Source organism: Streptomyces sp. NPDC014727 (assembly GCF_043083485.1).
Classification (GTDB): domain Bacteria; phylum Actinomycetota; class Actinomycetes; order Streptomycetales; family Streptomycetaceae; genus Streptomyces.
The window spans coordinates 122,932-146,390 of sequence record NZ_JBIBYR010000011.1 but is presented as its reverse complement, the minus strand read 5'-3'; the positions used below and the strand labels follow the sequence as shown (position 1 = coordinate 146,390).

23 protein-coding genes and 1 pseudogene are annotated in these 23,459 nt (G+C 70.5%); 17 read left to right on the top strand and 7 right to left on the bottom strand.

What is annotated here, in order from left to right; all coding sequences use genetic code 11:
• Nucleotides 1–13: 13 nt before the first annotated feature.
• Nucleotides 14–142 (bottom strand): annotated as a pseudogene (locus tag ACF1B9_RS19310) (formate dehydrogenase); the annotation flags it as partial.
• A 151-nt stretch (nucleotides 143–293) separates the two neighbouring features.
• On the opposite strand from ACF1B9_RS19310, the gene ACF1B9_RS19305 reads away from it, so the two are divergent.
• On the top strand, nucleotides 294–743 hold the full coding sequence (locus ACF1B9_RS19305; RefSeq protein WP_391740341.1) for an ASCH domain-containing protein: 450 nt from the start codon (nucleotides 294–296) through the stop codon (nucleotides 741–743).
• A gap of 18 nt (nucleotides 744–761) precedes the next feature.
• Here ACF1B9_RS19305 and ACF1B9_RS19300 read toward each other — a convergent pair whose 3' ends face one another.
• Both ACF1B9_RS19300 and ACF1B9_RS19295 read right to left on the bottom strand, forming a co-directional pair.
• Nucleotides 762–1,985, bottom strand: a complete 1,224-nt coding sequence (locus ACF1B9_RS19300) for a carboxylesterase family protein (protein WP_391740342.1) — start codon at nucleotides 1,983–1,985, stop codon at nucleotides 762–764.
• Nucleotides 1,982–3,259 carry an MFS transporter gene (locus ACF1B9_RS19295; protein ID WP_391740447.1) on the bottom strand — a complete coding sequence of 426 codons (1,278 nt, stop codon included), beginning with the start codon at nucleotides 3,257–3,259 and terminating at the stop codon, nucleotides 1,982–1,984. The genes ACF1B9_RS19300 and ACF1B9_RS19295 overlap by 4 nt, the downstream gene beginning before the upstream one ends.
• Nucleotides 3,260–3,614: 355 nt before the next feature.
• On the opposite strand from ACF1B9_RS19295, the gene ACF1B9_RS19290 reads away from it, so the two are divergent.
• Genes ACF1B9_RS19290 through ACF1B9_RS19255 form a run of 8 tightly spaced genes read left to right on the top strand, consistent with a single transcriptional unit; the run spans nucleotide 3,615 to nucleotide 10,630 of the window.
• Complete coding sequence (locus tag ACF1B9_RS19290; RefSeq protein ID WP_391740343.1) at nucleotides 3,615–5,090, top strand: 2-hydroxymuconic semialdehyde dehydrogenase; 1,476 nt, start codon at nucleotides 3,615–3,617, stop codon at nucleotides 5,088–5,090.
• Nucleotides 5,087–5,902 (top strand): 2-keto-4-pentenoate hydratase, encoded by an 816-nt coding sequence (locus tag ACF1B9_RS19285; RefSeq protein ID WP_391740344.1) that lies wholly within the window; start codon nucleotides 5,087–5,089, stop codon nucleotides 5,900–5,902. Before ACF1B9_RS19290 ends, ACF1B9_RS19285 begins: the two co-directional genes overlap by 4 nt.
• Entirely contained in the window at nucleotides 5,899–6,855 is a 957-nt protein-coding gene (locus ACF1B9_RS19280; protein WP_391740345.1) for an acetaldehyde dehydrogenase (acetylating), read from the top strand. Before ACF1B9_RS19285 ends, ACF1B9_RS19280 begins: the two co-directional genes overlap by 4 nt.
• Entirely contained in the window at nucleotides 6,852–7,883 is a 1,032-nt protein-coding gene (dmpG, locus tag ACF1B9_RS19275; RefSeq protein ID WP_391740346.1) for a 4-hydroxy-2-oxovalerate aldolase, read from the top strand. The genes ACF1B9_RS19280 and dmpG overlap by 4 nt, the downstream gene beginning before the upstream one ends.
• Nucleotides 7,880–8,644, top strand: coding sequence for a 2-keto-4-pentenoate hydratase (locus ACF1B9_RS19270; RefSeq protein WP_391740347.1), 765 nt, complete (start codon nucleotides 7,880–7,882; stop codon nucleotides 8,642–8,644). The genes dmpG and ACF1B9_RS19270 overlap by 4 nt, the downstream gene beginning before the upstream one ends.
• Nucleotides 8,644–9,099 carry a RidA family protein gene (locus ACF1B9_RS19265; RefSeq protein WP_391740348.1) on the top strand — a complete coding sequence of 152 codons (456 nt, stop codon included), beginning with the start codon at nucleotides 8,644–8,646 and terminating at the stop codon, nucleotides 9,097–9,099. The genes ACF1B9_RS19270 and ACF1B9_RS19265 overlap by 1 nt, the downstream gene beginning before the upstream one ends.
• A complete protein-coding gene (locus ACF1B9_RS19260) occupies nucleotides 9,096–9,617 on the top strand; it encodes a 3-hydroxyanthranilate 3,4-dioxygenase (RefSeq protein WP_391740349.1) in 522 nt (173 codons plus the stop codon). The genes ACF1B9_RS19265 and ACF1B9_RS19260 overlap by 4 nt, the downstream gene beginning before the upstream one ends.
• 2 nt (nucleotides 9,618–9,619) lie before the next feature.
• On the top strand, nucleotides 9,620–10,630 hold the full coding sequence (locus ACF1B9_RS19255) for an amidohydrolase family protein (RefSeq protein WP_391740350.1): 1,011 nt from the start codon (nucleotides 9,620–9,622) through the stop codon (nucleotides 10,628–10,630).
• A 189-nt stretch (nucleotides 10,631–10,819) separates the two neighbouring features.
• On the opposite strand, the gene ACF1B9_RS19250 is transcribed toward ACF1B9_RS19255, so the two are convergent.
• The 3 genes from ACF1B9_RS19250 to ACF1B9_RS19240 all read right to left on the bottom strand — a co-directional run bounded on the left by ACF1B9_RS19250 (nucleotide 10,820) and on the right by ACF1B9_RS19240 (nucleotide 15,563).
• On the bottom strand, nucleotides 10,820–12,640 hold the full coding sequence (locus tag ACF1B9_RS19250; RefSeq protein ID WP_391740351.1) for an acyl-CoA dehydrogenase: 1,821 nt from the start codon (nucleotides 12,638–12,640) through the stop codon (nucleotides 10,820–10,822).
• Nucleotides 12,641–12,843: 203 nt separating this feature from the next.
• Nucleotides 12,844–13,794 (bottom strand): LysR substrate-binding domain-containing protein, encoded by a 951-nt coding sequence (locus ACF1B9_RS19245; RefSeq protein WP_391740352.1) that lies wholly within the window; start codon nucleotides 13,792–13,794, stop codon nucleotides 12,844–12,846.
• A gap of 113 nt (nucleotides 13,795–13,907) precedes the next feature.
• Nucleotides 13,908–15,563, bottom strand: a complete 1,656-nt coding sequence (locus ACF1B9_RS19240; RefSeq protein ID WP_391740353.1) for an FAD-binding dehydrogenase — start codon at nucleotides 15,561–15,563, stop codon at nucleotides 13,908–13,910.
• Nucleotides 15,564–15,767: 204 nt separating this feature from the next.
• Here ACF1B9_RS19240 and ACF1B9_RS19235 point away from each other — a divergent pair, with 204 nt between their 5' ends.
• The 6 genes from ACF1B9_RS19235 (at nucleotide 15,768) to ACF1B9_RS19210 (ending at nucleotide 19,497) form a co-directional block, all read left to right on the top strand.
• The gene (locus ACF1B9_RS19235; RefSeq protein ID WP_391740354.1) at nucleotides 15,768–16,661 is read left to right on the top strand and encodes a DMT family transporter; all 894 of its coding nucleotides are present in this window, start codon (nucleotides 15,768–15,770) and stop codon (nucleotides 16,659–16,661) included.
• A gap of 73 nt (nucleotides 16,662–16,734) precedes the next feature.
• Nucleotides 16,735–17,364: a TetR/AcrR family transcriptional regulator gene (locus ACF1B9_RS19230; RefSeq protein WP_391740355.1), complete on the top strand. Its 630-nt coding sequence runs from the start codon at nucleotides 16,735–16,737 to the stop codon at nucleotides 17,362–17,364.
• A 29-nt stretch (nucleotides 17,365–17,393) separates the two neighbouring features.
• Nucleotides 17,394–18,167, top strand: a complete 774-nt coding sequence (locus tag ACF1B9_RS19225) for a glucose 1-dehydrogenase (RefSeq protein ID WP_391740356.1) — start codon at nucleotides 17,394–17,396, stop codon at nucleotides 18,165–18,167.
• A gap of 48 nt (nucleotides 18,168–18,215) precedes the next feature.
• Nucleotides 18,216–18,737, top strand: coding sequence for an NUDIX hydrolase (locus ACF1B9_RS19220; protein ID WP_391740448.1), 522 nt, complete (start codon nucleotides 18,216–18,218; stop codon nucleotides 18,735–18,737).
• 56 nt (nucleotides 18,738–18,793) lie between these two features.
• A complete protein-coding gene (locus ACF1B9_RS19215; protein WP_391740357.1) occupies nucleotides 18,794–19,189 on the top strand; it encodes a YidH family protein in 396 nt (131 codons plus the stop codon).
• Nucleotides 19,186–19,497, top strand: a complete 312-nt coding sequence (locus tag ACF1B9_RS19210; RefSeq protein ID WP_391740358.1) for a DUF202 domain-containing protein — start codon at nucleotides 19,186–19,188, stop codon at nucleotides 19,495–19,497. Before ACF1B9_RS19215 ends, ACF1B9_RS19210 begins: the two co-directional genes overlap by 4 nt.
• A 153-nt stretch (nucleotides 19,498–19,650) precedes the next feature.
• Here ACF1B9_RS19210 and ACF1B9_RS19205 read toward each other — a convergent pair whose 3' ends face one another.
• Nucleotides 19,651–20,940, bottom strand: coding sequence for a glucarate dehydratase family protein (locus tag ACF1B9_RS19205; RefSeq protein ID WP_391740359.1), 1,290 nt, complete (start codon nucleotides 20,938–20,940; stop codon nucleotides 19,651–19,653).
• 152 nt (nucleotides 20,941–21,092) lie between these two features.
• Between ACF1B9_RS19205 and ACF1B9_RS19200 the strand changes: the two genes are divergently transcribed.
• Both ACF1B9_RS19200 and ACF1B9_RS19195 read left to right on the top strand, forming a co-directional pair.
• Nucleotides 21,093–22,115 carry a phosphotransferase family protein gene (locus ACF1B9_RS19200; RefSeq protein WP_391740360.1) on the top strand — a complete coding sequence of 341 codons (1,023 nt, stop codon included), beginning with the start codon at nucleotides 21,093–21,095 and terminating at the stop codon, nucleotides 22,113–22,115.
• Nucleotides 22,116–22,123: 8 nt separating this feature from the next.
• Nucleotides 22,124–23,350 (top strand): acyl-CoA dehydrogenase family protein, encoded by a 1,227-nt coding sequence (locus tag ACF1B9_RS19195; RefSeq protein ID WP_391740361.1) that lies wholly within the window; start codon nucleotides 22,124–22,126, stop codon nucleotides 23,348–23,350.
• Nucleotides 23,351–23,459 lie beyond the last annotated feature (109 nt).

The following is a 23,459-nucleotide window of genomic DNA, read 5'->3' as shown; positions in this document are numbered from 1 at the left end:
AGCGGCTGCCCGCACGGTCCTCCCCCCACAGCGCGTGCCGGGACCGTGCCCGATGGCGCTCGACCGACCCGGTACGCGTGCCACGGCGTGCCTCCGGGTCGGCGAGCGCCTTGGCCATGTGCCCGGCCGGCACGGTCCCGATTCTCGAGCGCCGGCTTCCCGTGTTGCGCCGGGGGCCGCGGGCGCCTGCCCGTACCCGATACCAACTCCGCCCGTTCACCACACAGTTGACGACCCCCGATCGGGGGCGCGTCCCGGCGCCGCGCCCGGCCGAACATGTCAGACTTGGTGCCATGTCGAACCGTGAACCCCTCAAGCCCTTTCTGCTCACCTTCCCCGGGCCGTTGCGCGACCGGTTGGTGGCGGCGGTGCTCGCCGGTGAGAAGGTGTCGACGACCGGGTTGCTCGCGGAGTACGAGGCGGAGAAGGAGGAGCTGCCCCCGGTGGGTGAGCGGTCCGCCCTGATCGACTCGGACGGCCGGGAGACCGCGGTACTGGAGGTGACGGAGGTGCGGGTGCTGCGCCTCGGGGACATCGATCTTCAGCATGCGATCGACGAGGGCGAGGGCGACACCTCGGTGGCCGAGTGGCGTGCGGGCCACGAGAAGTTCTGGCACAGCCAGGAGATGCGGGAGGCGCTCGGCGACCCGGAGTTCACGGTCGACGACGACACCATGGTCGTCGCCGAACGGTTCCGGGTCGTCGAACTGCTCGACCCCGTCATGGGTGCGGCGGAACGGTAGGCGGGACCCGTCGGGCCCCTACGGCCGCGGGGCGGGGATCTCGTGGCAGGTCAGGGGTGGGGCAACCGTGCCGGGACGACCGGTGCGGGCGAAGGCGGTCCAGGTGGCGCGCATCGCCCGGCCCAGCTCGTCCACCTCCTCCCAAGTGGTGTCCCCCAGCATCGGGGACTGTCGCCAGGCGGCCCGGGAGCCGAGGAGCAGCGGCAGTTCCACGCAGTGGGTGGCGCCGAACGCGGATCCTGCCGGGCGCCAGTCCAGTCGGTAGGCGTGGACGCGGGCCCCGGCCCGCGCGAGCCGTCGGCCGAACGCGGCGAGCGGTTCGGCGTACATCCGGCGGGTCGGCTCGGCCGGGTCGCCGTTCTTGCTCGCCCCGCCGGGGAAGGCGGACATGTCGTCCGCGTTCCAGCCGTACATGATGTCCATGCCACGCACGTGCGTGTCGAGGCCGGTATGGCCGGTCCCGACGGGTCCGAACGGTGGCTCCAGGGTGGAGCCGGAGCGTTCCCGGTGGGCCAGGGCCGTGTCCCGCTGGGCCGCGAGGAGGGCGGCGGGGTCGGCCGTCCGCGGGTCGGCGCCGGGGGCGTGGACCGCGAGCCGTTCGGTGAAGATCCGGCCGAGGGCGGCGGCGTCGGCCCGGGACCGTGTCGCGATCGCCAGCGGTGCGCTCTGCAGGATCGCGCGGTGGAACAGCCCCTGGGCCTCGGGCAGCGCCATCAGCAGCCGGATGGAGAGCGCCCCGGCGGACTGTCCGAAGACGGTGACGTCGTCGGGGTCGCCTCCGTACCCGGCGATGTGCCTGTTCACCCAGCGGAGCGCTTCGAGCTGGTCGTACAGGCCGAGGTTGCCCTCGGCGAGCCCGTCGAGGCAGAGGTATCCGAGCGCGCCCAGGCGGTAGTTGACGGACACGACGACGACCTCGCCCTCGGTGGCGAGTGGGCCGCCGTCGTACCAGTCCATGAGGCCGGCGCCGCTGCTGAACCCGCCGCCGTGGAACCAGACCATGACCGGCCGCGCCGCGGTGTCGCGGGCGGGTGTGGTGACCGTCAGATTCAGGCAGTCCTCGCCCTGTGGGCGCCGGTCGTGCGGTGGCCCCATGACCGCGTCGAGCCGGGACGGCAGTTGCGGGCAGATCTCACCGCTCGGCGGGCGGGTGTCGTGAGCGCCCACCGGTCGGGGCCGTGCGAAGCGTTCGGCCACGGCGTAGCGGACCGGGCCGGACCGGACCACGGCGGGGCCGGTCACGCGCTGCCCCCGGAGAGCGATTCCACCGGGGCCCGCAGGGGTTCGGGCGCCTCTTCGGGCACCAGACGGAACAGGGCCACGGCGCCGGCCAGGCTGATGGCGCAGATCCCGACGAGGTACCACGTCACCCCGGTCGACGACCCGCCCGAGTTGAACAGCGCCGTGGAGATCATGGGGGCGAGACCGCCGCCGAGGATGGCGCCGCCCTGCAGGATCATCGAGGAGCCCGAGTAGCGGACGTTGACGGGGAAGGTGTCGACGATGATGCTGCCCTGCACACAGTGGGTGACCGGGATGATGAGGCCCATCCCGAGCAGAGCCACCACCGCGAGCACGGAGTTGCCGGTATCGAGGAGCGGGAAGAAGGCGACGCACCAGACGAGGATGGCGGCGGATCCGGCGAGGAACATCGTCCGTCTGCCGTGCCGGTCGGCGAATGCCGTCCACACCGGAATGGTCACGAACCACAGGGCCGCCGCGACGGTGACGCTCAGGATGAGGAACTGCTTGTCGTAGTGGAGGTGCTGGGAGCCGTAGGACAGGGTGAAGACCATGAACACATAGGCGACGGCCGAGTTCGCCACGACGGCGAGCAGGGTCAGCCCGAGCCTGGGGAAGCCGACCTTGAGGGATTCGGCGAGCGGGAAGCCGACGACTTCGCCCTGGGCGCGTGCGCGGGCGAAGGACGGGGATTCGGTCACCCGCAGCCGGATCACCAGGCCCACGGCGACCAGTACGAAGCTGAGCAGGAACGGGATGCGCCAGCCCCACGAGGTGAACGCGTGGTCGCCCAGGACCGAGTTGGTGACCAGGAAGACGACGTTGGCCAGGACCAGTCCGCCCGGTGTGCCCATCTGCGGGAACCCGGCGTACAGGTTCTTCCTGCCCTGTGGTGCGTGTTCCATCGACATCAGGGTCGCTCCGGCTCCCTCGCCGCCGAGTCCGATGCCCTGGACGATACGCAGGGCGACCAGGAGGACCGGGGCCCAGAAGCCGATGGTGTCGTAGCTCGGGATGGCGCCGATGAGCGTGGAACCGATGCCCATCAGGACGAGGGAGACCACCAGCGTCGCCTTGCGGCCGATGCGGTCTCCATAGTGGCCGAAGACCAGACCGCCGAGCGGACGTGCGATGAAACCGACGGCGAAGGTGCTGAAGGCGGCCAGGGTGCCGGCGGCCGGGCTCAGCGAGGGGAAGAACTGCTGGTTGAAGATGAGCGCCGCGGCCGTGCCGTAGAGAAAGAAGTCGTACCACTCCAGCGTGGTGCCCGCCAGCGTGGCGAGGGCGGTTCTGCCGGCAGTGGCTCGGGCGCCGCCCGAGCGTTCTTCGCGAGGTGAAGTGTTCACGGGGTGACCTATCACTTGGATGGCGGGCTGTGGGCGGTTCGCCCCGGACAGCCGCTACGACGGCCGGGCTTCACCCGTCGTTAACCGTGGATCCTGATGCCCTGAGACATGACGCACAAATAACGAATCCGAGACTCGGCATACCCGTTTGGATATAGCGGAACGCCATCGCAAGGTCCGGCCTCCCTGCCACCGCACTGCGAACCAGCTATGCCATTTCCGGTATGGCTACGCGCAGGAATCGCATTTGTCCGGCATGGCTGTGCGCATCAGAGTGGGAGGCATGACGGCAGAGACTGGGCGGTGGATCCGCAACTTCGTGGCCGGGCGGTTCGTGGAGCCCGACGAGAAACGCAGCTTCGACAAGACCGACCCCGCCACCGGCCGGACGTTCGCCCGGGTGCACGAGGCGGACAGGGCGCTGGTGGACCGCGCCGTGGCTTCGGCCCGACGGGCCCTGCACGACGGATGGGCGACGACGCCGGTGCGGGAACGCGCGGCGCTGCTGCGCCGTGCCGCGGACCGGATCGAGGAGCGCTTCGAGGAGTTCGTCGCCGCGGAGGTCGCCGACACCGGCAAGCCGGTGACCCAGGCGCGGGAACTCGACGTCGCGCGTGCCCTGGCGAACTTCCGCACCTTCGCCGACGTGGTGGCCGCCGCCGGGCAGGAGTCCTTCCTCACCGATCTCGCGGGCGGCCGCCAGGCACTCAACTACGCGGTGCGCAAGCCGCTCGGCGTCGTCGCGGTCGTCGTCCCGTGGAATCTGCCCCTCCTGCTGCTGACCTGGAAGGTCGCCCCGGCTCTGGCGTGCGGCAACGCCCTGGTCGTCAAGCCCAGCGAGGAGACCCCCGCCACCGCGACGCTGCTGGCCGAGGTGCTCGCCGAGGTCGGGCTCCCCGCCGGGGTGTACAACGTCGTCCACGGCTTCGGCGACGGCTCCGCCGGCGAGTACGTCACCTCGCACCCGGGGATCGACGGCGTGACCTTCACCGGTTCGTCCGCCACGGGCTCGCACGTCATGAGGACGGTCGCGCCCCGGGTCCGCCCGGTCTCGTTCGAACTCGGCGGGAAGAACGCCGCAGTCGTCTTCGACGATGTCGACCTGGACGAGGCGCTGACCGGGCTGACCAGATCGGTCTTCACCAACACCGGTCAGGTCTGCCTGTGCACCGAGCGGGTCTACGTCCAGCGCTCGGTCTTCGACGACATCGCCGAAGGACTCGCGGAGCGGGCCCGGGGCCTGCGACTGGGCGATCCGGCGGACGAGCGGACCACCACCGGACCGCTGATCTCCCAGACGCACCGGGACAAGGTGCTGGGCTGCTTCGAGCTCGCCGAGCGGGCCGGGGCGAACGTGCTCACCGGCGGCGGCGTACCACAGCTGGGCCCCGGACTCGCGGGCGGTTCCTGGATCGAGCCGACGCTGTGGACGGGGCTGACCAACGCGGACCGGGTGGTGCGCGAGGAGATCTTCGGGCCGGTGGCCGCCCTGATCCCCTTCGACACCGAAGCGGAGGCCGTCGCCCTGGCCAACGACACCGAGTACGGACTCGCGGCCTCGGTGTGGACCAACGATCTGCGCCGCGGTCACCGGGTGGCGCAGGCCATGAACGTCGGAATGGCCTGGGTCAACACCTGGTTCCTGCGCGATCTGCGCTCCCCGTTCGGCGGTTTCGGGCTCTCCGGCATCGGCCGCGAGGGCGGCGCGTCCTCCCTGCACTTCTACACCGAGCCGACGAATGTGTGCGTACAGCTGTGACCGATCACGACGACCCCGACCTGTCCGCACGGATCGACGCGGCCGTGGCGCGCCTGGCGGCCGCGGCAGCCACCGGCACTCCGTGCGCTCCCGTCCGGGAGTTCCTGGGCCGCGACGACATCGATGCCGCCTATGAGGTGCAGCGGCGCCTCGCCTCCGCCAGAAGCGCGGCCGGGGCCCGGGTGGTGGGTGCCAAGATCGGTCTCACCGCCCCTGCCGTGCAGCAGCAGTTCGATGTGTTCCGGCCGGACTTCGGGGTGCTCTTCGACGACATGATGTACGCGCACACCGAACCGCTGTCGCTGAACCGCTTCCTCCAGCCTCGCGCGGAGGGTGAGATCGCCTTCGTGCTCGGCCGGGACATCGACCGGCCCGGCGCGGGCGTCGCCGATGTGCTGCGGGCCACCGACTTCGTGCTGCCCGCCATCGAGATCGTCGACTCCCGGATCACCGGCTGGGACCTGGCCATCACCGACACCGTCGCCGACAACGCCTCCAGCGGCGCGGTCGTGCTGGGCACCACCGCGTACCCGCTGAACGGGCTCGACCTCTCCCGGGTCGGGATGGTGCTCCAGCGGGACGGTGAGCCGGTCTCCTTCGGCGCCGGCCACGCCTGCCTCGGTTCCCCGGTCGTCGCCGTGGCCTGGCTGGCGCGTGAACTGGCCGCGCGGGAGCAGCCGTTGCGAGCCGGGGACGTGGTGATGTCCGGGGCGCTCGGCCCGATGGTGCCGATCAGCGGTCCGGGCCGGTACCGGCTGGCACTGGACGGACTCGGCGAGGTCGAGGCAGTCATCGAGGAGGAGGCCAAGTGAGTTCCACCGCATCCGGCACCGTTCCGGTCGCCGTCATCGGGTCCGGCAACATCGGAACCGACCTCATGATCAAGGTGCTGCGGCTCTCCGAGTCGCTGCGCATGGGTGCGATGGTGGGCATCGACCCCGACTCCGACGGGCTGGCCCGCGCCGCCCGGCTGGGGGTCGCCACCACGCATCGCGGTGTCGACGGGCTCGTGGCGATGCCCGAATTCGCCGACATCAAGGTCATCTTCGACGCGACCTCGGCCAAGGCCCATGTGCGCAACGCGCGGCTCGCCGCGGAGCACGGCAAGCTGATGATCGACCTCACCCCCGCGGCTCTCGGGCCGTTCGTGGTGCCGTCGGTCAATCTGGACGAGCATCTGGACGCGGCAGACCTCAACATGGTGACCTGCGGCGGCCAGGCGACCATTCCGGTCGTGGCCGCCGTCTCCCGGATCGCGCCGGTCGCGTACGGGGAGATCGTCGCCTCCATCGCGTCGAGGTCGGCCGGTCCCGGCACCCGGGCCAACATCGACGAGTTCACGGAGACCACGAGCAGGGCGATCCGGCTCGTCGGCGGCGCCGAGGCCGGCAAGGCCATCATCGTGCTCAACCCCGCGGAGCCCCCGCTCGCCATGCGCGACACGGTCTTCTGCCTCGTCGAGGGCGAACTGTCGGGCGCGGACCGGTACCGGATCGTGGCCTCCGTACAGCGGATGGCACAGTCCGTACGGGAGTACGTGCCCGGCTACCGGCTCAAGCAGGACGTGCAGTTCGACCCGGTCGAGGACACCCTCGTCCCGGCCCTCGGGCGACGGGTCACCGGGGTCAGGGTCTCGGTGTTCCTGGAGGTGCTCGGCGCCGGCCACTACCTGCCCGACTACGCCGGCAATCTCGACATCATGACCTCCGCCGCGGTCCGCACCGCGGAGACGGTCGCCGCACTCCGAGGATGGGTGACCTCATGAAGCTGTACGTCCAGGACGTGACCCTGCGCGACGGCATGCACGCGATGGGGCACATGTACACCGTCGACCAGGTGCGCCGGATCGTCGCCGCGCTCGACCGCTCCGGAGTCGCCGCCATCGAGGTCGCGCACGGCGACGGTCTCGGCGGATCGAGCGCGAACTACGGGTTCGGCGCGCACAGCGACGAGGAGTGGATCGAGGCCGCGGCGGACGTCCTCGAACACGCGAAGCTGACGACCCTGCTGCTGCCGGGCATCGGCACCATCGACCATCTGCGCCGCGCCCACGCGCTCGGGGTGCGCAGCGTACGCGTCGCGACGCACTGCACCGAGGCAGACGTCGGCGCGCAGCACATCTCCTGGGCCCGGGAGAACGGGATGGACGTCTCGGGCTTCTTGATGATGAGTCATCTCAACTCCCCCGAGGGGCTCGCCCGGCAGGCCCGGCTGATGGAGTCGTACGGGGCGCACTGTGTCTATGTCACCGATTCCGGCGGGCGGCTGACGATGCGTGAGGTAGCCGCCCGGGTCGACGCGTACCGCGAGGTGCTGGACGAGTCGACGGAGATCGGCATCCACGCCCACGAGAACCTCTCGCTGTCGGTCGCCAACAGTGTGACCGCCGTGGAGCACGGCGCCCACCGCGTCGATGTGGCGCTGGCGGGGCAGGGCGCGGGGGCGGGCAACTGTCCGGCGGAGCCGTTCGTCGCCGTCGCCGATCTGCTGGGCTGGGAGCACGGCTGCGACCTGTTCGCGCTCCAGGACGCCGCCGACGACATCATCCGCCCGCTGCGCGACCGGCCGGTGCAGGTGGACCGGGAGACCTTGACGCTGGGCTACGCCGGTGTCTACTCCAGCTTCCTGTTGCACGCCGAACGCGCGGCGCGGCGCTACGGGGTCGACACCCGGCAGATCCTGCTGGAGGTCGGCCGGCGCCGGATGGTGGGCGGCCAGGAGGACCTGATCGTGGACATCGCACTGGACCTGGCCGCGCGGCGCGAGGCCCTGGCGGAAGGGAACGGCAAGTGATTTCGGCGGAACTGACCGGCATACTGGCGCAGCGGCTGGACACGGCGCAGACGTCCCGCACGGACACCCCGAGCCTCGCCGACAGCCATGAGTTCGACATCGACGACGCGTACGCCGTCCAGGCGGCGTTGCTGGCGCTGCGGGTGGCGCGCGGCGAGCGGATCGTGGGCGTGAAGCTCGGGTTCACCAGCAAGGCCAAGATGGCGCAGATGGGCGTCAGCGATGTGATCGTGGGCCGGCTCACCGACGCGATGCGGATCGCGGACGGCGACGAGGTCGACCTCACGCGCTTCATCCATCCGAAGGCGGAGCCCGAGGTCGCCTACCGGCTGTGCCGGGACGTGGACCTGGACGACCCCCTGACGGACATCGAGTCCTGTGTGGACGCGGTGGCTCCGGCCATCGAGATCATCGACTCGCGTTACCGGGACTTCCGGTTCACGTACACCGATGTCGTCGCGGACAACACCTCCGCGGCCGGTTACGTGATCGGCCCGTGGCGGCCGGTGGAGAGCGTCGCCAACCGTGCGGTGCGGCTGCGTACCGCGGCGACGGAAGCGGTGGGGTCGACCGCCGCGATCCTCGGTGACCCGGCGCGCGCGCTCCACGCGCTGCTGGACATGTGCCGGCGCCGCCGGATTGCGCTGAAGGCCGGACAGGTGGTGCTGGCCGGGGCGGCCACGGCGGCCGTGCCGCTGGTGGCCGGGGTCACCGAGTGCGAGGTGGCGGGCGTCGGGTCCGTCGCGGTGAAGGGGTTCTGATGGACGGTGCACGGGTGATCGAGGGCAAGGCCACGCCGCGTGGCCGGTTCCCCCATGTGAAGGTCGTCGGTGACCTGGTGTTCGTCTCCGGCACCAGTTCGCGGCGGCCCGACAACACGTTCGTGGGCGTCCGGGCCGATGAGTTCGGCACCACGGAGCTGGACATCAGGGCACAGACCCGGGCGGTGATCGAGAACATCCGGGACATCCTCGCCGAGGTGGGTGCCGAGCTCCGCGACATCGCCCAGGTCACCACCTATCTGGTGGCCATGAACGACTTCGGCGGATACAACGAGGTCTACGGCGAGTTCTTCGACGAGCGGGGGCCGACCCGCACGACCGTCGCGGTGCACCAGTTGCCGCATCCCCATCTGCTGATCGAGATCCAGGCCGTCGCCCATCTGCCGCGGCCCCGTCAGTCCATCGCAGCGCACAGCACGGAGGTGTCCTCATGACCGTCCTTCCCCCGGTCATCGATTTCCAGGGCTGGATCGCCGAGCACGAGCACCTGCTCAAGCCGCCGGTGAACAACCGCACCATGTCCCTGGGACAGGACTTCATCGTCCAGATCGTCGGCGGCCCCAACCAGCGGACCGACTTCCATCTGGACCCGTACGAGGAGTGGTTCTACCAGGTCAAGGGCGATATGCACGTCGACGTCATGACCGAGGACGGGCCGCGGACCGTGCACATCCGGCAGGGCGAGGCCTGGCTGCTGCCCGGCAATGTGCCGCACTCCCCGCAGCGGCCCGACGCCGGTTCGATCGGACTGGTCATCGAGCGCGTCCGGGAGGAGGGCACTCTGGAGAAATTCCAGTGGTACTGCCCCGGGTGCGCCACGAAGATCCATGAGATCGAGCTGCAGGTGCGGGACATCGTCGCGGATCTGCCGCCGGTCTTCGCCGAGTTCTACGGGGACGAGAAGGCGCGCACGTGCCCGAACTGCGGTGCCCTGCATCCCGGGAAGGGCTGAGCGTGGACCGCACGATCGACATCCACACCCACTACGTTCCGCGCGGCTGGCCGGATCTCACTGCCGAGGCGGGTCCCGAGGCGCCCTGGCTGCGGATCGAGTCCGAGTCCGACGCCGTGATCATGATGGGTTCCAAGGAGTTCCGGCGGATCCGGGCCGACGCCTGGGACGCCGAAACCCGGCTGCGGGACATGGACGCGGACGGGGTGCACCGCCAAGTGGTCTCCCCCACCCCGGCGTTCTTCACCTACGGCCGCGACGGGGCGGAGGCGGCGAAGGTCTCGCGGATCTTCAACGACCTCGCGCTGGAGATCGTCGCCCCGGCTCCGGACCGGCTGATCCCGTTCTGCCAGGTGCCGTTGCAGGACCCCGACGCGGCCTGCCGCGAACTGGAACGGAGCATCGCCAACGGGCACCGGGGGGTCGAGATCGGCAACCATGTCGGCGATCTCGACCTGGACAGCGAGGGCGTCGTGACCTTCCTCCAGCACTGTGCCGCGCTCGATGTGCCGGTGTTCGTGCACCCCTGGGACATGGCGAGTTCCCCGCGGCTGGACCGGTGGATGGCGCAATGGCTCACAGCCATGCCCGCCGAGACCCATCTGTCGATCCTCGCCCTGATCCTGGGCGGTGTCTTCGACCGGATCGACGAGCGGCTGAAGATCTGTTTCGCGCACGGCGGCGGGTCCTTCGCCTTCTGGCTCGGCCGGATGGAGAACGCCTGGCACGGCAGGAACGACGTCATCGGCACCTCGGAGCGCCCGCCCTCACACTATCTGGGCCGGTTCTACGTCGACTCGGTCGTCTTCGACGACCGTGCCCTGCGGCTCCTGGTCGACACGGTCGGCGCGGACCGGGTGATGGTGGGCAGCGACTACCCGTATCCGCTGGGCGAACGTCCGGCCGGTGAGGTGGTCCGCACGAGCACCTTCCTCGACGCGCGCAGCCGGGAACTGATCACACACGGCAACGCGGAGCGCTTCCTGGGGCTGACGGGGGCGGACGCGCCCTGATCCGCCGAGTCGGGGACGGGGTTCGGACAGCCGACGAAGCGTACGAGGTCATCGGCCGTGGTCTCGCTCCGGACCGAAGCACCCGCGTCCGCGGCGAGGGACGGGTCGCGCCCACCCCGGGGGTGGGAGCGGCCCGTTCCTCGCCGACAGTGTCGAACCGGCCCTCCGCCGACGGGTCCGCGAACGCTCTCACAGGGGCAGCGGACTGCCTTCGAGGCCTTCAGGACGGTTGATCGGGTGATCGAGGAGAACCTCGTCCACAACGGCGAATCCGTTCGTGAGGGTCACGGCCTGGGGTGCGAGTTCCGCGACGACGCTCTCGGCCGCGTCGGGGAGTTGCCTCACCTGAGCACTGGTCAGGTGTCCCTCCGCGAGCAGGTCTCCACTGTGGGACGCGACGCGACGCAGGGTGAAAAGACGGTGCAGCAAGCGCAGTTGGCGCTCCGCCTCGGGATGATCCGCCTGGGTGGCGGCATCCAGAAGGGCTTGTGCGGCCTGGCGGTGTGCGTAGGCGTCGACCAGTTCCAGAGCCGGTGTGACGGTGGTGTTCCATCGGTTGAGCGGGTCGCCGGCCTTTCCGCTGCGCAGACGGGTACGCGCACGCTGATGCCAGATGCGTTCGATGTCCGCCAAGAGGTCTTGGAGGAAGACCGGATCGTCGAGCTCGCGGTCCTCGGGCGCCGCGTCATGGGAGGCCTTCGGAGTGAAGTGCCCGAGGAGCATCTCGCCGGCCGCCTTGACCCAGATGACGAGGTTGTCGCCCTCCGCCGTGATGGTTCCCTCGTTGGCTGCCAGCTGGCCCGCGATTCCGTTGGCCAGGAAGAGCCCCTGCGCACCGCAGCGTTCGCGGCACTCGGTCATGACGGCGCGGGCCCGCCAGGTGATCCAGCCCTTGGCTATGGCTGCGAACCGCTCACCGTTCTCCCGCTCCGATTCCGTTGCCTGCGCCCACTGCCGTACCGCGGCGCGGTGCAGGAGCGTCGCCGCGTAGGTGGTGGCGATGGCGTCGAGGAGTGGAGTGTGGTGGCTGCGGTGGGCGAACAGCGGAACGCTGCCACGGGCCGACACGCCGGAAGTCTGCCTCGTGTGGGCGTGCCGTACGGCCACGGCGAGCGCGTGGCGCGTGACACCGAGGCTGTAGCCGCTCATACAGAGCTTGCCGGTGGTGACGCGGCCGATGGAGCGCAGGAAGCGCTTGCGGGGGCTGCCGACCGAACTGGTGAAGACGCCTTCCGGTGTGAGAGCTCCGTGGTCGGACTGCAGAAGCGCTTCCTGCGGCAGCCGGACATGGTCGAAGGACGTGACGCAGTGGTCGACGGGGGCGGTGGCCGTCTGCGGCAGCCTGCGTATCTCGACTCCTGGCATCGGGAGCCCGGCATCGTCGCTGAGCGGAGTGAGGAACAGGAAGACGCCCTGGTCCTTCCCGTCCACGATGAGGCGGGCGGCGACGACAGCGGTTTTGGGACCGCCGGTGGGGCTGGTGTTCGGCATGAACTTGCGGGCGGCCGCATGGGGGGTGTTCAGCACGAACTCGCCGGTGGTCCGTTCGTACGTGGCGGTGGTCTCCAGTTGCGCGGCGCTGTTGCCGTGCCCCGCCTCCGTGCACAGAAACGTTCCCGTACGCCGCAGCTCGGCGAACTCCCGCAGATCACGCTCCGGGCCCGCCGGGTGGTCGAGGAGACTGCCGAGGAAGAGGTTGTAGTGGATGCTCGCCACTGTTCCGAGTCCCGCGTCCACCGGGCCGACCCACTCGTGGAGTGCCGCGAGTCGTTCCACGTCGACCACGAAGTCCTCGGGGCTGTCGAGTGCGTCGTTGATCAGGTGTAAACGCTCGTAGGACAGCGCGGCGCGTTCATCGGGCGACAGCCCTTCCCTGAAGCGGAACGGCTCAGTACTGAACAGCTTGCGCCAGGGCTCGTGGAATTGCTCCAGTTGTTCGCCGAAGAGCGCCCGTTTCAGCGCCGCAACGGTTGAAGCTGCCTGGTCAGAGGAGAGCGAGGTCTTGATCACGCTTCGGAACGCTAGCTCATACGTTCGGTCATCACGGCGTGATGATCAACACGATTAAGATCATTCAGATGACGGTATCTGCTCACTTCGAGGTCCCGGTAACCCTGCTCGGGCCGGGGAATGCGTGAGGCCCCGACCCGGCCGATGCCCAGTGAGCCGGGGGCCGCTCCTCGGAGTCGGAACAGCCACCGCAGCCGTCGGCATCAGGCGGAGTCGTCGCCCTCCGCGCCCTGTGGGGCCATGTGGGCGGCGATGCCCTCCAGGCTCCGGATCAGCGCCTGCGCCGACGGGCCCAGCGCGCGGGCGGCCGAGAGGGTCAGCCCGACGCTGTGGCCGATCGGGTCCAGCGGCACCGCAAGCCGGACGATCCGGGTGTCGTCCCGGGTGATCAGGCTGGGCAGCGCCGCGACGACATCGGTCTCCAAAAGGAGTTGACGAACAGTCAGGAACGACGTGGTCTCGACCCGGTTCATCGGCAGCGGCATGCCGTGCCGGGCGAAGAACTCCTCGATCTCCCGCCGCAGCGCGGTCTCCGCGCCCGGCAGGATCCACGGGTAGTGCGCCAGGTCCGAGAGCTCCACCGAGGTCTGCCCGGCGAGCGTGTGCGAGGCCCTGACCACGAGTTCGACCGACTCGTCGTAGAGCTTGCGGCGCACGGTCCGCTCGTCGGAGGGAACGGTGAGCCGGCCGACGATGAAGTCGATGCGGCCGGCCTCCAGCTCCAGGAGCAGCGCTTCCGGCGACGCCTCGCGGACGATCACCGTCAGATAGGGGCGCTCCTTCTTGATCTCGGCGATGGCCCTCGGGAGGAGCACGTTGGACCCGGCCAGATGGGTGCCGACGATGACCGTGCCGCGATCGGCGTCGGCCAGCTCCACCACATGGCGGCCCGCCTGCGCCAGCTGGGCCAGCACGGCTCGCGCGTGCTCCGTGAATGCCTCGCCGAAGACGGTGGCGGTGACGCCACGGGGCCCGCGTTCGTACAGCGGGACGCCGAGGATGTCCTCCAGCTCGTGCAGGCTGCGGGTGGCGGCCGGCTGGGTGACGTGCAGTTCCGCGGCGGCGCCGACGACGCTTCCCTGCCGGGAGAGCGCGTCGACGAGGACCAGGTGGCGGAATTTCAGCCGACCGTCGAGGAGACGCGGTATCTTCACTCCACGACTCTATCCGCGGCGCGCCGGACGGCCCCGGTCCGGTCCGGGCCCGGCGCGGGTCCTGGGCCGCCCGGTCCGGGTCCGGAAGCCGGAGTTCCAAGGATGCGCGTGCCCTACCCCACCGCCTGCGCGGCCGCCCGGCCCGCCGCGCGCCCGGAGAATATGCAGCCACCGAGGAAGGTCCCTTCCAGCGAGCGGTAGCCGTGCATTCCGCCGCCGCCGAATCCGGCCGCCTCCCCCGCCGCGTACACGCCGGACAAGGGTGTGCCGTCCTCGGCGAGCACCCGGGAGGACAGATCCGTCTCCAGCCCGCCGAGCGACTTGCGGGTCAGGATGTTGAGCCGAACGGCGATCAGCGGACCGGCCTCGGGGTCGAGGATGCGGTGCGGCGGCGCCGTACGGATCAGCCTGTCGCCGAGATAGGCGCGGGCCCCGCGGATCGCGGTGATCTGGAGGTCCTTGGTGAAGGGGTTGGCGATCTCGCGGTCGCGCGCGGTGATCTCGCGGCGCAGTCCGGCCTCGTCGATCAGCGGTTCGTCGGTGAGCGCGTTCATCCCGCGGACCAGTGCGCCGAGGTCCTTCTCGACGACGAAGTCCACCCCGTTGTCCATGAACGCCTGCACCGGGGCCGGTACGTCCGCGCGGGCCCGGCCGATCACGTCGCGGACCGACTTCCCGGTCAGGTCGGGATTCTGCTCGGAGCCGGAGAGCGCGAACTCCTTGCCGATGATCTTCCGGTCGAGGACGAACCAGGTGTACTGGTGGCCGGACCTCATGATGTGTTCGAGGGTGCCGAGGGTGTCGAAGCCCGGGAAGAGCGGGACCGGCAGCCGTTTGCCGTGGGCGTCCAGCCAGAGCGAGGACGGCCCCGGCAGGATCCGGATGCCGTGCCTGGCCCAGATCGGGTTCCAGTTCTCGATGCCCTCGGTGTAGTGCCACATCCGGTCGCGGTTGATGTGGTGGGCGCCGGCCTCCTCGGCGATGCCGAGCATGAGTCCGTCGACATGGGCGGGGACGCCGGAGAGCATCTTCGCGGGCGGGGTGCCGAGCCGGCCGGGCCACTGCTTGCGTACGAGGTCGTGGTTGCCGCCGATGCCGCCGGAGGTGACGATCACCGCCTGGGCCCTCAGCTCGAAGGTGCCGGTCGTCACCCGGCTGGACGCGGTGCCCCGGGCGGCCGCGCTCGGCTCCAGGATCTCCCCGGTCACCGTGTCGACGGAGCCCGTGGTGCGTGCGAGCCCGGTGACCCGGTGGCGAAACATCAGCCGGACGAGCCCCTTGGCCACGCCCTCGCGGACCCGTCGCTCGAAGGGGGCGACGACGGCGGGTCCGGTGCCCCAGGTGATGTGGAAGCGGGGCACGGAGTTGCCGTGCCCGTTCGCGTCGTAGCCGCCGCGCTCCGCCCAGCCGACTACGGGGAAGAGCCGCAGCCCCTGGGCGTACAGCCAGGAACGCTTCTCACCGGCGGCGAAGTCGACGTAGGCCTCGGCCCACTTCCGTGGCCAGCGGTCCTCCTCACGGTCGAAGCCCGCCGTGCCGAGCCAGTCCTGGAGGGCCAGCTCATGACTGTCCTTGACGCGCAGCCGGCGCTGCTCGGGCGAGTCGACGAGGAAGAGGCCGCCGAAGGACCAGTGCGCCTGGCCTCCGATCGACTGTTCGGGCTCCTGGTCGAGCAGGATCACCGACCGGCCCGCGTCGACCAGCTCGGCGGTGGCCACCAGCCCCGCGAGCCCTGCCCCGACAACGATCACATCAGCGTCGTACGCCATGGGTTCCATCCTTTTCGGGGCGATCCGGTCACGGCCACAAGGGCGGTCCGGCTCGGGCGCCGGAAGTTACTCGTGCGTCAGATCCTCTGCACCGGCCGCTGCGGCGTCAACCGCCCGGTCGGCGGCACTCCGGCCGCACCCTTGGGGCGCAAGCGCTATCGTCGAAACAAATCACCCGCCTCCGGCCTGACTTGAGGTAGAAGCGTGTCGGTGCTGGTCTTCGTGCTCGCCGTGAGTGCCGCCTGCTGTCTGGGGTTCGGCTTCGTCCTTCAGCAGGCCGCCGCTTCCCACGCGCCGAGGAGCGACTATCTCTCCTTCCGGCTGCTGCTGGACCTGATGCGGGTGCCGAGCTGGCTGGCCGGTATCGGGCTGATGGTCTGCGGCATGGTGCTGGGCGCTCTGGCCCTGGGCAAGGGCGAGCTGTCCATCGTCGAACCACTGCTCGCGACCAATCTGCTCTTCGCGATGGCCCTGTCGCGCCATCGCACCGGGCAGCGGCTCGGTCGACAGGGCTGGGCCGGTCTCTGGATGCTGGCCGGCGGAGTCGCCGCCTTTCTTCTTGGAGGCCAGCCGCGTGGCGGTGAGGCGGTGACCGATCCGCTGCGGCACTGGCTGGTGATCGGCGTGGTCGTGGGCGTGGCATTGCTGCTCACCACCTTCGCCAAGCGCTCGCAGTCCGGGGCCGCCCCGGCGCTGCTCGCGGTGGCGGCCGGGCTGCTGTACGGACTCCAGGACGCGCTCACCCGGCTCACTGGCCAGCGCCTGTCCGAAGGGGGCTGGCCGGAACTGGTGACGTCGTGGCAGCCGTACGGGGTGGTGGTGCTGGGGGTGACGGGGCTGCTGCTGGTGCAGAGCGCGTTCGAGACGGGCCCGCTGCGGGTCTCGTTGCCCCCGTTGACCGCGGCCCAGCCGCTGGCCGGGATCGCCTGCGGGGTCGGCTTCCTCGGCGACCAGTTGCGCACCGACGCCGGCGCGCTGGCCTGGCAGGCCGCCGGCCTCGCGGCGATCGTCGTCGGGATCGTACTGCTGGGACTGCATCCGGCGATGCCGGAGGGGCCCGTCGGCGGACGCCGGGAGAAGAGCCTCCAGCCGAACTGAGCGGCGTCTGTCCGGGTCACAGGGGGGGGTGACCGCCCTGGTTATTAATAATGGCCAGCATTAGAATGGCCCCATGGCGAGAACGTCAGGGACAGAGACCAGGGACAAGCTGATCCGCGCGGCCGAGGAGGTCTTCGCCGCGCAGGGCACGGACGGCGCCCAGCTGCGGGACATCGTCCGGCTCGCGGGGCAGAGCAACCCCTCCGCGGTCCAGTACCACTTCGGCTCCCGGGCCGGGCTGCTCGACGCGGTGATGCAAGGGCGGCAGGACCGTACCGAACGGGTGATCGCACCGCTGCTCGACGAACTGGCCGCGGACTGCGGTGTACGGGACCTGCTCACCGCGCTGGTGACGGCCGAGGCGAGCCTGCTCGCCGACGACCGGGGCCGCCGCTGTCTGCGGATCTCGGCCCAGCTCAGCCACGAGACCGGGCTGCGGACCGGCCGGCTGCACCCCGCCCTGGACGGCACCGCCTACGGGCGGCTCATCGGACGCGTCGGGGACCGCCTCGGCGCTCTGCCCGGACCCGTGCGTCTGGAGCGCCTGGATCTGGCGCTCACCCTGATCGGCGCGGCACTGGCCGACCGCGCCCGCCAGGGCCTGGCCGGCACCCGGTCGCTGACCGGCGAGGAGTTCTTCCTCGCTGATCTCGTCGAGACCACCACCGCGTTTCTGCACGCGCCCGTACCGGGCGACGCGTGAATCACCCGCACCGCACGAAGGACAGTGTCATGACCGACCAGAACAAGCTCGGCGACAAGACCGTCGTCATCACCGGCGGCGCCCGGGGCCTCGGCGCCGAGGCCGCCCGTCTCGCCGTGGCGCGCGGCGCCGATGTCGTGATCACCGATGTGCTCGACCAGGAGGGCGCCGCCACCGCAGCCGCGCTCGGGGCGCGGGCCCGCTTCCTCCACCACGACGTGACCTCCGAGACGGACTGGCAGCGCGTCGCCGAGTTCGCCGTCGCCGAGTTCGGGCGGATCGACGGCCTGGTCAACAACGCCGGCGTATCGACCGGTCAGCCGCTGGAGACCGAGACGGTCGAGCACTTCCGCAAGGTCATCGACATCAACCTGACGGCCGTCTTCATCGGCATGAAGACGGTGATCCCGGTGATGAAGGAGAACGGCGGCGGTTCGATCGTCAACATCTCCTCGGCCGCCGGGCTGATGGGCCTCGCCCTGACCTCCAGCTACGGTGCTTCGAAGTGGGGTGTCCGCGGTCTGTCCAAGGTCGGCGCCGTGGAGCTGGGCACGGCGAAGATACGGGTGAACTCCGTGCACCCGGGCATGGTCTACACGCCGATGACCGCGTCCGTCGGCATTCAGCAGGGCGACGGCAATTACCCGAACACCCCGATGGGCCGCGTCGGTGAGGCCACGGAGATCGCGGAGGCGGTCGCCTTCCTGCTCTCGGACGCCGCCTCGTACATCACCGGTGCCGAACTGGCCGTGGACGGCGGGTGGACCACGGGCCCGACCGTGAAGTACGTCATGGGTCAGTGATCGCCACCGGTGGTCCGATGTTGGATGGGGGGCATGACCCCTTCCGACATGACTCCTTCCGACGAGATCCTGGACATCGTCGACGAGAACGACGTGGTCGTGGGACAGGCCCCGCGTGGCGAGGCAACCGCGCGGGGCCTTCGCCATCGCTGCGTCTTCATCGAGGTCCGTGACCCCGAGGGCCGGCTGTTCGTGCACCGCAGGACCCCCACCAAACTGGTCTTCCCGTCCCACTACGACATGTTCGTCGGCGGGGTGGTCGGGGCGGGCGAGTCGTACGACGAAGCGGCGCTGCGGGAGGCCGAGGAGGAGCTGGGCGTCTTCGGCCTCCCCCGCCCCGAGCCGCTGTTCACGTTCCTCTACGAGAGCGCGGAGCACTCCTGGTGGAGCCACGTCTACCAGGTGCGGTGCGAGCTGCCGGTGAACCCGCAGGCGGAGGAGGTCGCCTGGCACACCTTCCTCACCGACGCGGAGCTCGCGGCACGACTCGGCGACCGGGAGTGGGTGCCGGACGGTCTGGAGGCGTACCACCGGCTGCGCGCCTTCCGGGCGGGCGGAACAGCCTCCTGAGCCCGGCCGCTCGCTGATCCGCTCTCCGTCGTGCGCCGGATCGTTAGGGTTCACGCGTGAACGATTTCGTACAGAGCCTGCGCCTGTGGTTCGCGCCGCAGCGCGTCCGCGAAGAGGGCGACACCCCCGACTACCGGTTCTCGCTCGCCAACGAGCGCACCTTCCTCGCCTGGATCCGTACGGCACTCGCGCTGATCGGCGGTGGTTTCGCGGTCGACCAGTTCCTTCCGGAGCTGGCGTGGGGCATACGGACGGGGCTGGCGCTGGCGCTGCTGGCGGCCGGTGTGCTGTGCGCGCTGCGGGCGGTCAATCACTGGGTGCGGTGCGAGCGGGCGATGCGGCGGGGGGAGGATCTGCCGGTCTCCCGGTTCCCGTCGCTGCTGGGTCTCGCGGTCGCCGTCGTCGCCGTGGCGATGGTGGTGGTGGTCCTCTTCGGCTGGGAGGGCCGGTGACGGACGGCGGGCGTGATCCCGGGCTGCAGCCCGAGCGGACCAGGCTGGCGTGGCGGCGTACGACGCTGTCCTGCACGGTGGTCGCGCTGCTGGCGGTCCGGCAGGCGCTGCGCGGCGGCGCGACACCGGTCGGGATCCTCGCCGTGTCGCTGAGCGCGCTGGCCTGGCTGGGCTTCCTGATCGTGGCTCACCGGCGGGTGCTGGGGATGGCGACCGCACGGCCGCGGCCGCTCCCGGCGCTCGGCGCGCTGACCGCGGCGGCGTGCACGGTCGCGCTCGCGGTGTTCGCCGCGGCCACGCTGTTCTGAGTTCCGGGGTCCGGCACACCGGACCGGACTCCAGGACGGTCGGCCCCACCATGCCTGCTGTTGCTGACCGCCTTCATGCACCGACCGTTCTGGGCGGTGAACGGACGCGGTCCTGTGGTCCCTCAGGCCGTGGGCGCCCCGGGGACCGCTCCGTCACCAGCGCGGGATCGAGGGAGCGCGCCAGCCGGGCTCGGCCTTGCGCATCGCGGCCTCGTCGTCCCGCTCGCGCATCGTTCCGTCGTCGTCGAGCCAGCGCCGGTGCAGCACGGCCAGGCGTTCGCGGTCGAGCTCCACGCCGAGTCCGGGCGCGTCGGAGACGGTGAGCCGGCCGTCGCGGAAGACGTGGCGGGTGGTGATGACGTCCTCCGTCTGCCAGGGGTAGTGGCTGTCGCAGGCGTAGTCGAGATTGGGGACGGTGGCCGCCACATGGGTCATCGCGGCGAGGCTGACGCCGAGGTGGGTGTTGGAGTGCATGGAGAGTCCGACGCCGAAGGTGCGGCAGATCCCGGCCAGTTCGCGGGTGCGGTGCAGCCCGCCCCAGTAGTGGTGGTCGGAGAGGACCACCTGGACGGCGCCGCGGGCGAAGGCCTCCGGGACCTCGGCGAGGGTCGTCACGCACATGTTGGTGGCGAGGGGTACGTCGGTGGCGGCGGCGACCTCGGCCATCAGGTCCGTGCCGCTCGCCGGATCCTCCAGGTATTCGAGTACGTCCTTCAGCTGCTCGGCGACGTACAGCGAGGTGGCGACCGACCAGGCACCGTTGGGGTCGAGGCGCAGCGGCCGGCCGGGGAACTCCTCGGCCAGCGCGCGGATCGCGGCGATCTCCCGGTCGGGTTCGAAGACGCCGCCCTTGAGCTTGAAGGAGGTGAAGCCGTGCTCGCGGGCGAAGCGCCGGGCCTGGGCGACGACTCCGGCCGGGGCGAGGGCGGCGCCCCAGTCGTCCGGTTCGCCGCCCTCGGGGTGAGCGGCCCAGCGGTGGAAGAGGTATGCGCTGTACTCGACGTCGTCGCGGAGCTTGCCGCCGAGCAGGGCGTGCACGGGCAGGCCGAGGGACCTGCCCAGCGCGTCCAGGCAGGCGACCTCGAAGCCCGATACGACGGAGAGCCGGAGCTTGTCGGCGGTCTGGACGCCGCGCAGACCGCTCGCGTCGACACGCTCGTCGGCCGCGCGTGAATCACCGCACACCGCCTCGGCCAGTGCGAACAGGCCGTTCAGATCGCTGACCGGGCGTCCGACGAGAGCCAGGGCGAGCGGCCGGGCGAGTTCGAGGTACTTGCCGTCCCCGTACGTCTCCCCGACACCGGTCACTCCCCCGCGAGTGACGACTTCCACGATCAGCCGCGGGGTGTACGGCTGGTGCACACCCTGGGTGTTGAGCAGGGGCGGGTCGGCTATCAGGATCGGAGTCAGCCGGACGTCTTCGATCAGAAGCTCTGGTTTCATACATGAACCATATTCAGGGATGCGACTTGACACCAGACTCCGGGCCGCGCCGGACCGGAGTCCGCCCATCGGATCCGGACCGTTCGCTGGACGACATACCGACTGGTCGGCATCATGAACACCGACCGTCTTTCACCCCGGAGGTGCGCACGATGAGCCCAGTCCACCCGCCAGGTCTCGACCTCGACCGGCTGCGCGGACATCTCGACCGCGAGCGGCCGGGTCTGGTGCACGGACCGCTCGAAGCCCGGCTCATCGAGGGCGGCCGGTCGAATCTGACGTACGTCGTCACGGACGGTGCCGGCCGCTGGGTCGTCCGCAGGCCCCCGCTGGGTCATGTGCTGGCCACCGCGCACGACATGAAGCGCGAGCACCGGGTCATCAGCGCCCTGCACCCGACGGCCGTTCCGGTGCCCGAACCGGTGCTGCTCTGCGAGGACGACTCGGTGATCGGGTCGCCCTTCTACGTCATGGAGTACGTCGAGGGCACCCCCTATCGCACGACCGAGCAGCTCGCCCCGCTGGGCGCCGAACGCACCCGGGAGGCCGTCCTCGGCCTCGTCGACACCCTGGTCGAACTGCACGCCGTGGAACCCGGGGCCGTCGGCCTCGGCGACTTCGGCCGCCCCGAGGGCTTCCTCGACCGGCAGCTGCGCCGCTGGGGCAAGCAGCTGGACGCCTCCCGCAACCGCGAACTGCCCGGCATCGACGCACTGCACGCCGCGCTCGGTCGCGAGCTGCCCGGCTCCCCCGCACCCACCGTCGTACACGGCGACTACCGCCTGGACAACGTCCTGATCGGCTCCGACGACCGCATCAAAGCCGTCCTCGACTGGGAGATGTCGACGCTCGGCGACCCGCTGACCGACCTCGGCCTGCTGGTGATGTACAGCTCGGACCTCGGCCTGGCGAACTCCCCGGTCTCCACCACCAGCGGAGCGGCCGGCCACCCCACCCCGGCCGAACTGATCGAGCGCTATGCCGCACGCTCCGGCCGCGACACCTCCGCCATCTCCTGGTACACGGCGTTCGCCTGGTTCAAGCTCGCCGTGATCCTGGAGGGCATCCACTACCGCTACACGCTGGGCCAGACCGTCGGCGCCGGCTTCGACCGCATCGGCGATCTCGTCCCCGTCTTCATCGAGCACGGCCTCACCACCCTCCAGGAAGGCTGATCACCCCCATGGACTTCGCATTCGACGCCCGTACCGAGGAGCTGCGCACCAAGCTGCTCACCTTCATGGACGAGCATGCCCACCCGGCCGAGAGGATCGCGGACGAACAGCGCGCACAGCTGGCCTCCCCGTGGGACACCCCGCAGATCGTCGAGGACCTCAAGGCCGAGGCGCGACGGCAGGGGCTGTGGAACCTCTTCCTCCCCGACGCCGAACACGGTGCCGGGCTGACCAATCTCCAGTACGCCCCGCTCGCCGAAATCACCGGCCGTTCCCCGCAGTTGGCGCCGACCGCACTCAACTGCGCGGCCCCGGACACCGGGAACATGGAGGTGCTCTTCCAGTTCGGCACCGAAGAGCAGAAGAAGCAGTGGCTGGAGCCGCTGCTCGCCGGGGAGATCCGCTCGGCGTTCGCGATGACGGAACCGGAAGTGGCCTCGTCGGACGCGACGAACATCGAGACCCGCATCATGCGCGACGGCGACAACTACGTCATCAACGGCCGCAAGTGGTACATCTCCGGGGCGATGAACCCGGACTGCCGGATCTTCATCGTGATGGGCAGGACAGCGACCGCCGATGACCCTGACGGCACCGACGTCCGCCGCCAGCAGTCGATGATCCTGGTCCCACGCGACACCCCCGGCCTCGAAGTGCGGCGCGCCATGCAGGTGTACGGCTACGAGGACCACTACCACGGCGGTCACGCCGAGGTCCTTCTCACGGACGTACGGGTGCCCGCCGCGAACCTGATCGGCGAGGAGGGCGGCGGCTTCGCCATCGCCCAGGCCCGGTTGGGGCCGGGCCGCATCCACCACTGCATGCGGCTGATCGGCATGGCCGAGCGGGCGATCGAGCTGATGTGCAGGCGGGCGGTGTCCCGTACGGCCTTCGGCAAGCCGCTCGCCCAGCAGGGCGTCGTACAGAACTGGATCGCGGACGCGCGGGTCACGGTCGAGCAGCTGCGGCTGCTCGTCCTGAAGACGGCATGGCTGATGGACACGGTGGGCAACCGGGGCGCGCACACGGAGATCCAGTCCATCAAGATCGCCACCCCGCGTGCCGTGGTCGACATCCTCGACCGCGCCGTGCAGCTGCACGGCGCGGGGGGCGTCAGCCAGGACTTCCCGCTGGCCGAACTCTGGGCGGCGGCGCGGACGCTGCGGCTCGCGGACGGACCGGACGAGGTCCACCAGCGGTCGCTGGCACGGCGCGAGATCAAGCGGTACATGTAGGCGGTGGCGCGGCGCGGGGTGTGCGGGGCCCGCCCGGTTGCCGCCGGTCCTCGATCGCCGGACGGGCCCGGCCCTCGGCGCCGGGCTCCTTCGTGACCGATCGTCCTCA

What these genes read in the sequence shown, in the direction of transcription:
- ACF1B9_RS19230 (WP_391740355.1), top strand. Translation starts at nt 16,735, where the DNA reads ATGGCGAGAACGTCAGGGACAGAGACCAGGGACAAGCTGATCCGCGCG.
- ACF1B9_RS19200 (WP_391740360.1), top strand. Translation starts at nt 21,093, where the DNA reads ATGAGCCCAGTCCACCCGCCAGGTCTCGACCTCGACCGGCTGCGCGGA.
- ACF1B9_RS19225 (WP_391740356.1), top strand. Translation starts at nt 17,394, where the DNA reads ATGACCGACCAGAACAAGCTCGGCGACAAGACCGTCGTCATCACCGGC.
- ACF1B9_RS19290 (WP_391740343.1), top strand. Translation starts at nt 3,615, where the DNA reads ATGACGGCAGAGACTGGGCGGTGGATCCGCAACTTCGTGGCCGGGCGG.
- ACF1B9_RS19240 (WP_391740353.1), bottom strand. Translation starts at nt 15,563, where the DNA reads ATGGCGTACGACGCTGATGTGATCGTTGTCGGGGCAGGGCTCGCGGGG.
- dmpG (WP_391740346.1), top strand. Translation starts at nt 6,852, where the DNA reads ATGAAGCTGTACGTCCAGGACGTGACCCTGCGCGACGGCATGCACGCG.
- ACF1B9_RS19305 (WP_391740341.1), top strand. Translation starts at nt 294, where the DNA reads ATGTCGAACCGTGAACCCCTCAAGCCCTTTCTGCTCACCTTCCCCGGG.
- ACF1B9_RS19265 (WP_391740348.1), top strand. Translation starts at nt 8,644, where the DNA reads ATGGACGGTGCACGGGTGATCGAGGGCAAGGCCACGCCGCGTGGCCGG.
- ACF1B9_RS19195 (WP_391740361.1), top strand. Translation starts at nt 22,124, where the DNA reads ATGGACTTCGCATTCGACGCCCGTACCGAGGAGCTGCGCACCAAGCTG.
- ACF1B9_RS19260 (WP_391740349.1), top strand. Translation starts at nt 9,096, where the DNA reads ATGACCGTCCTTCCCCCGGTCATCGATTTCCAGGGCTGGATCGCCGAG.
- ACF1B9_RS19220 (WP_391740448.1), top strand. Translation starts at nt 18,216, where the DNA reads ATGACTCCTTCCGACGAGATCCTGGACATCGTCGACGAGAACGACGTG.
- ACF1B9_RS19205 (WP_391740359.1), bottom strand. Translation starts at nt 20,940, where the DNA reads ATGAAACCAGAGCTTCTGATCGAAGACGTCCGGCTGACTCCGATCCTG.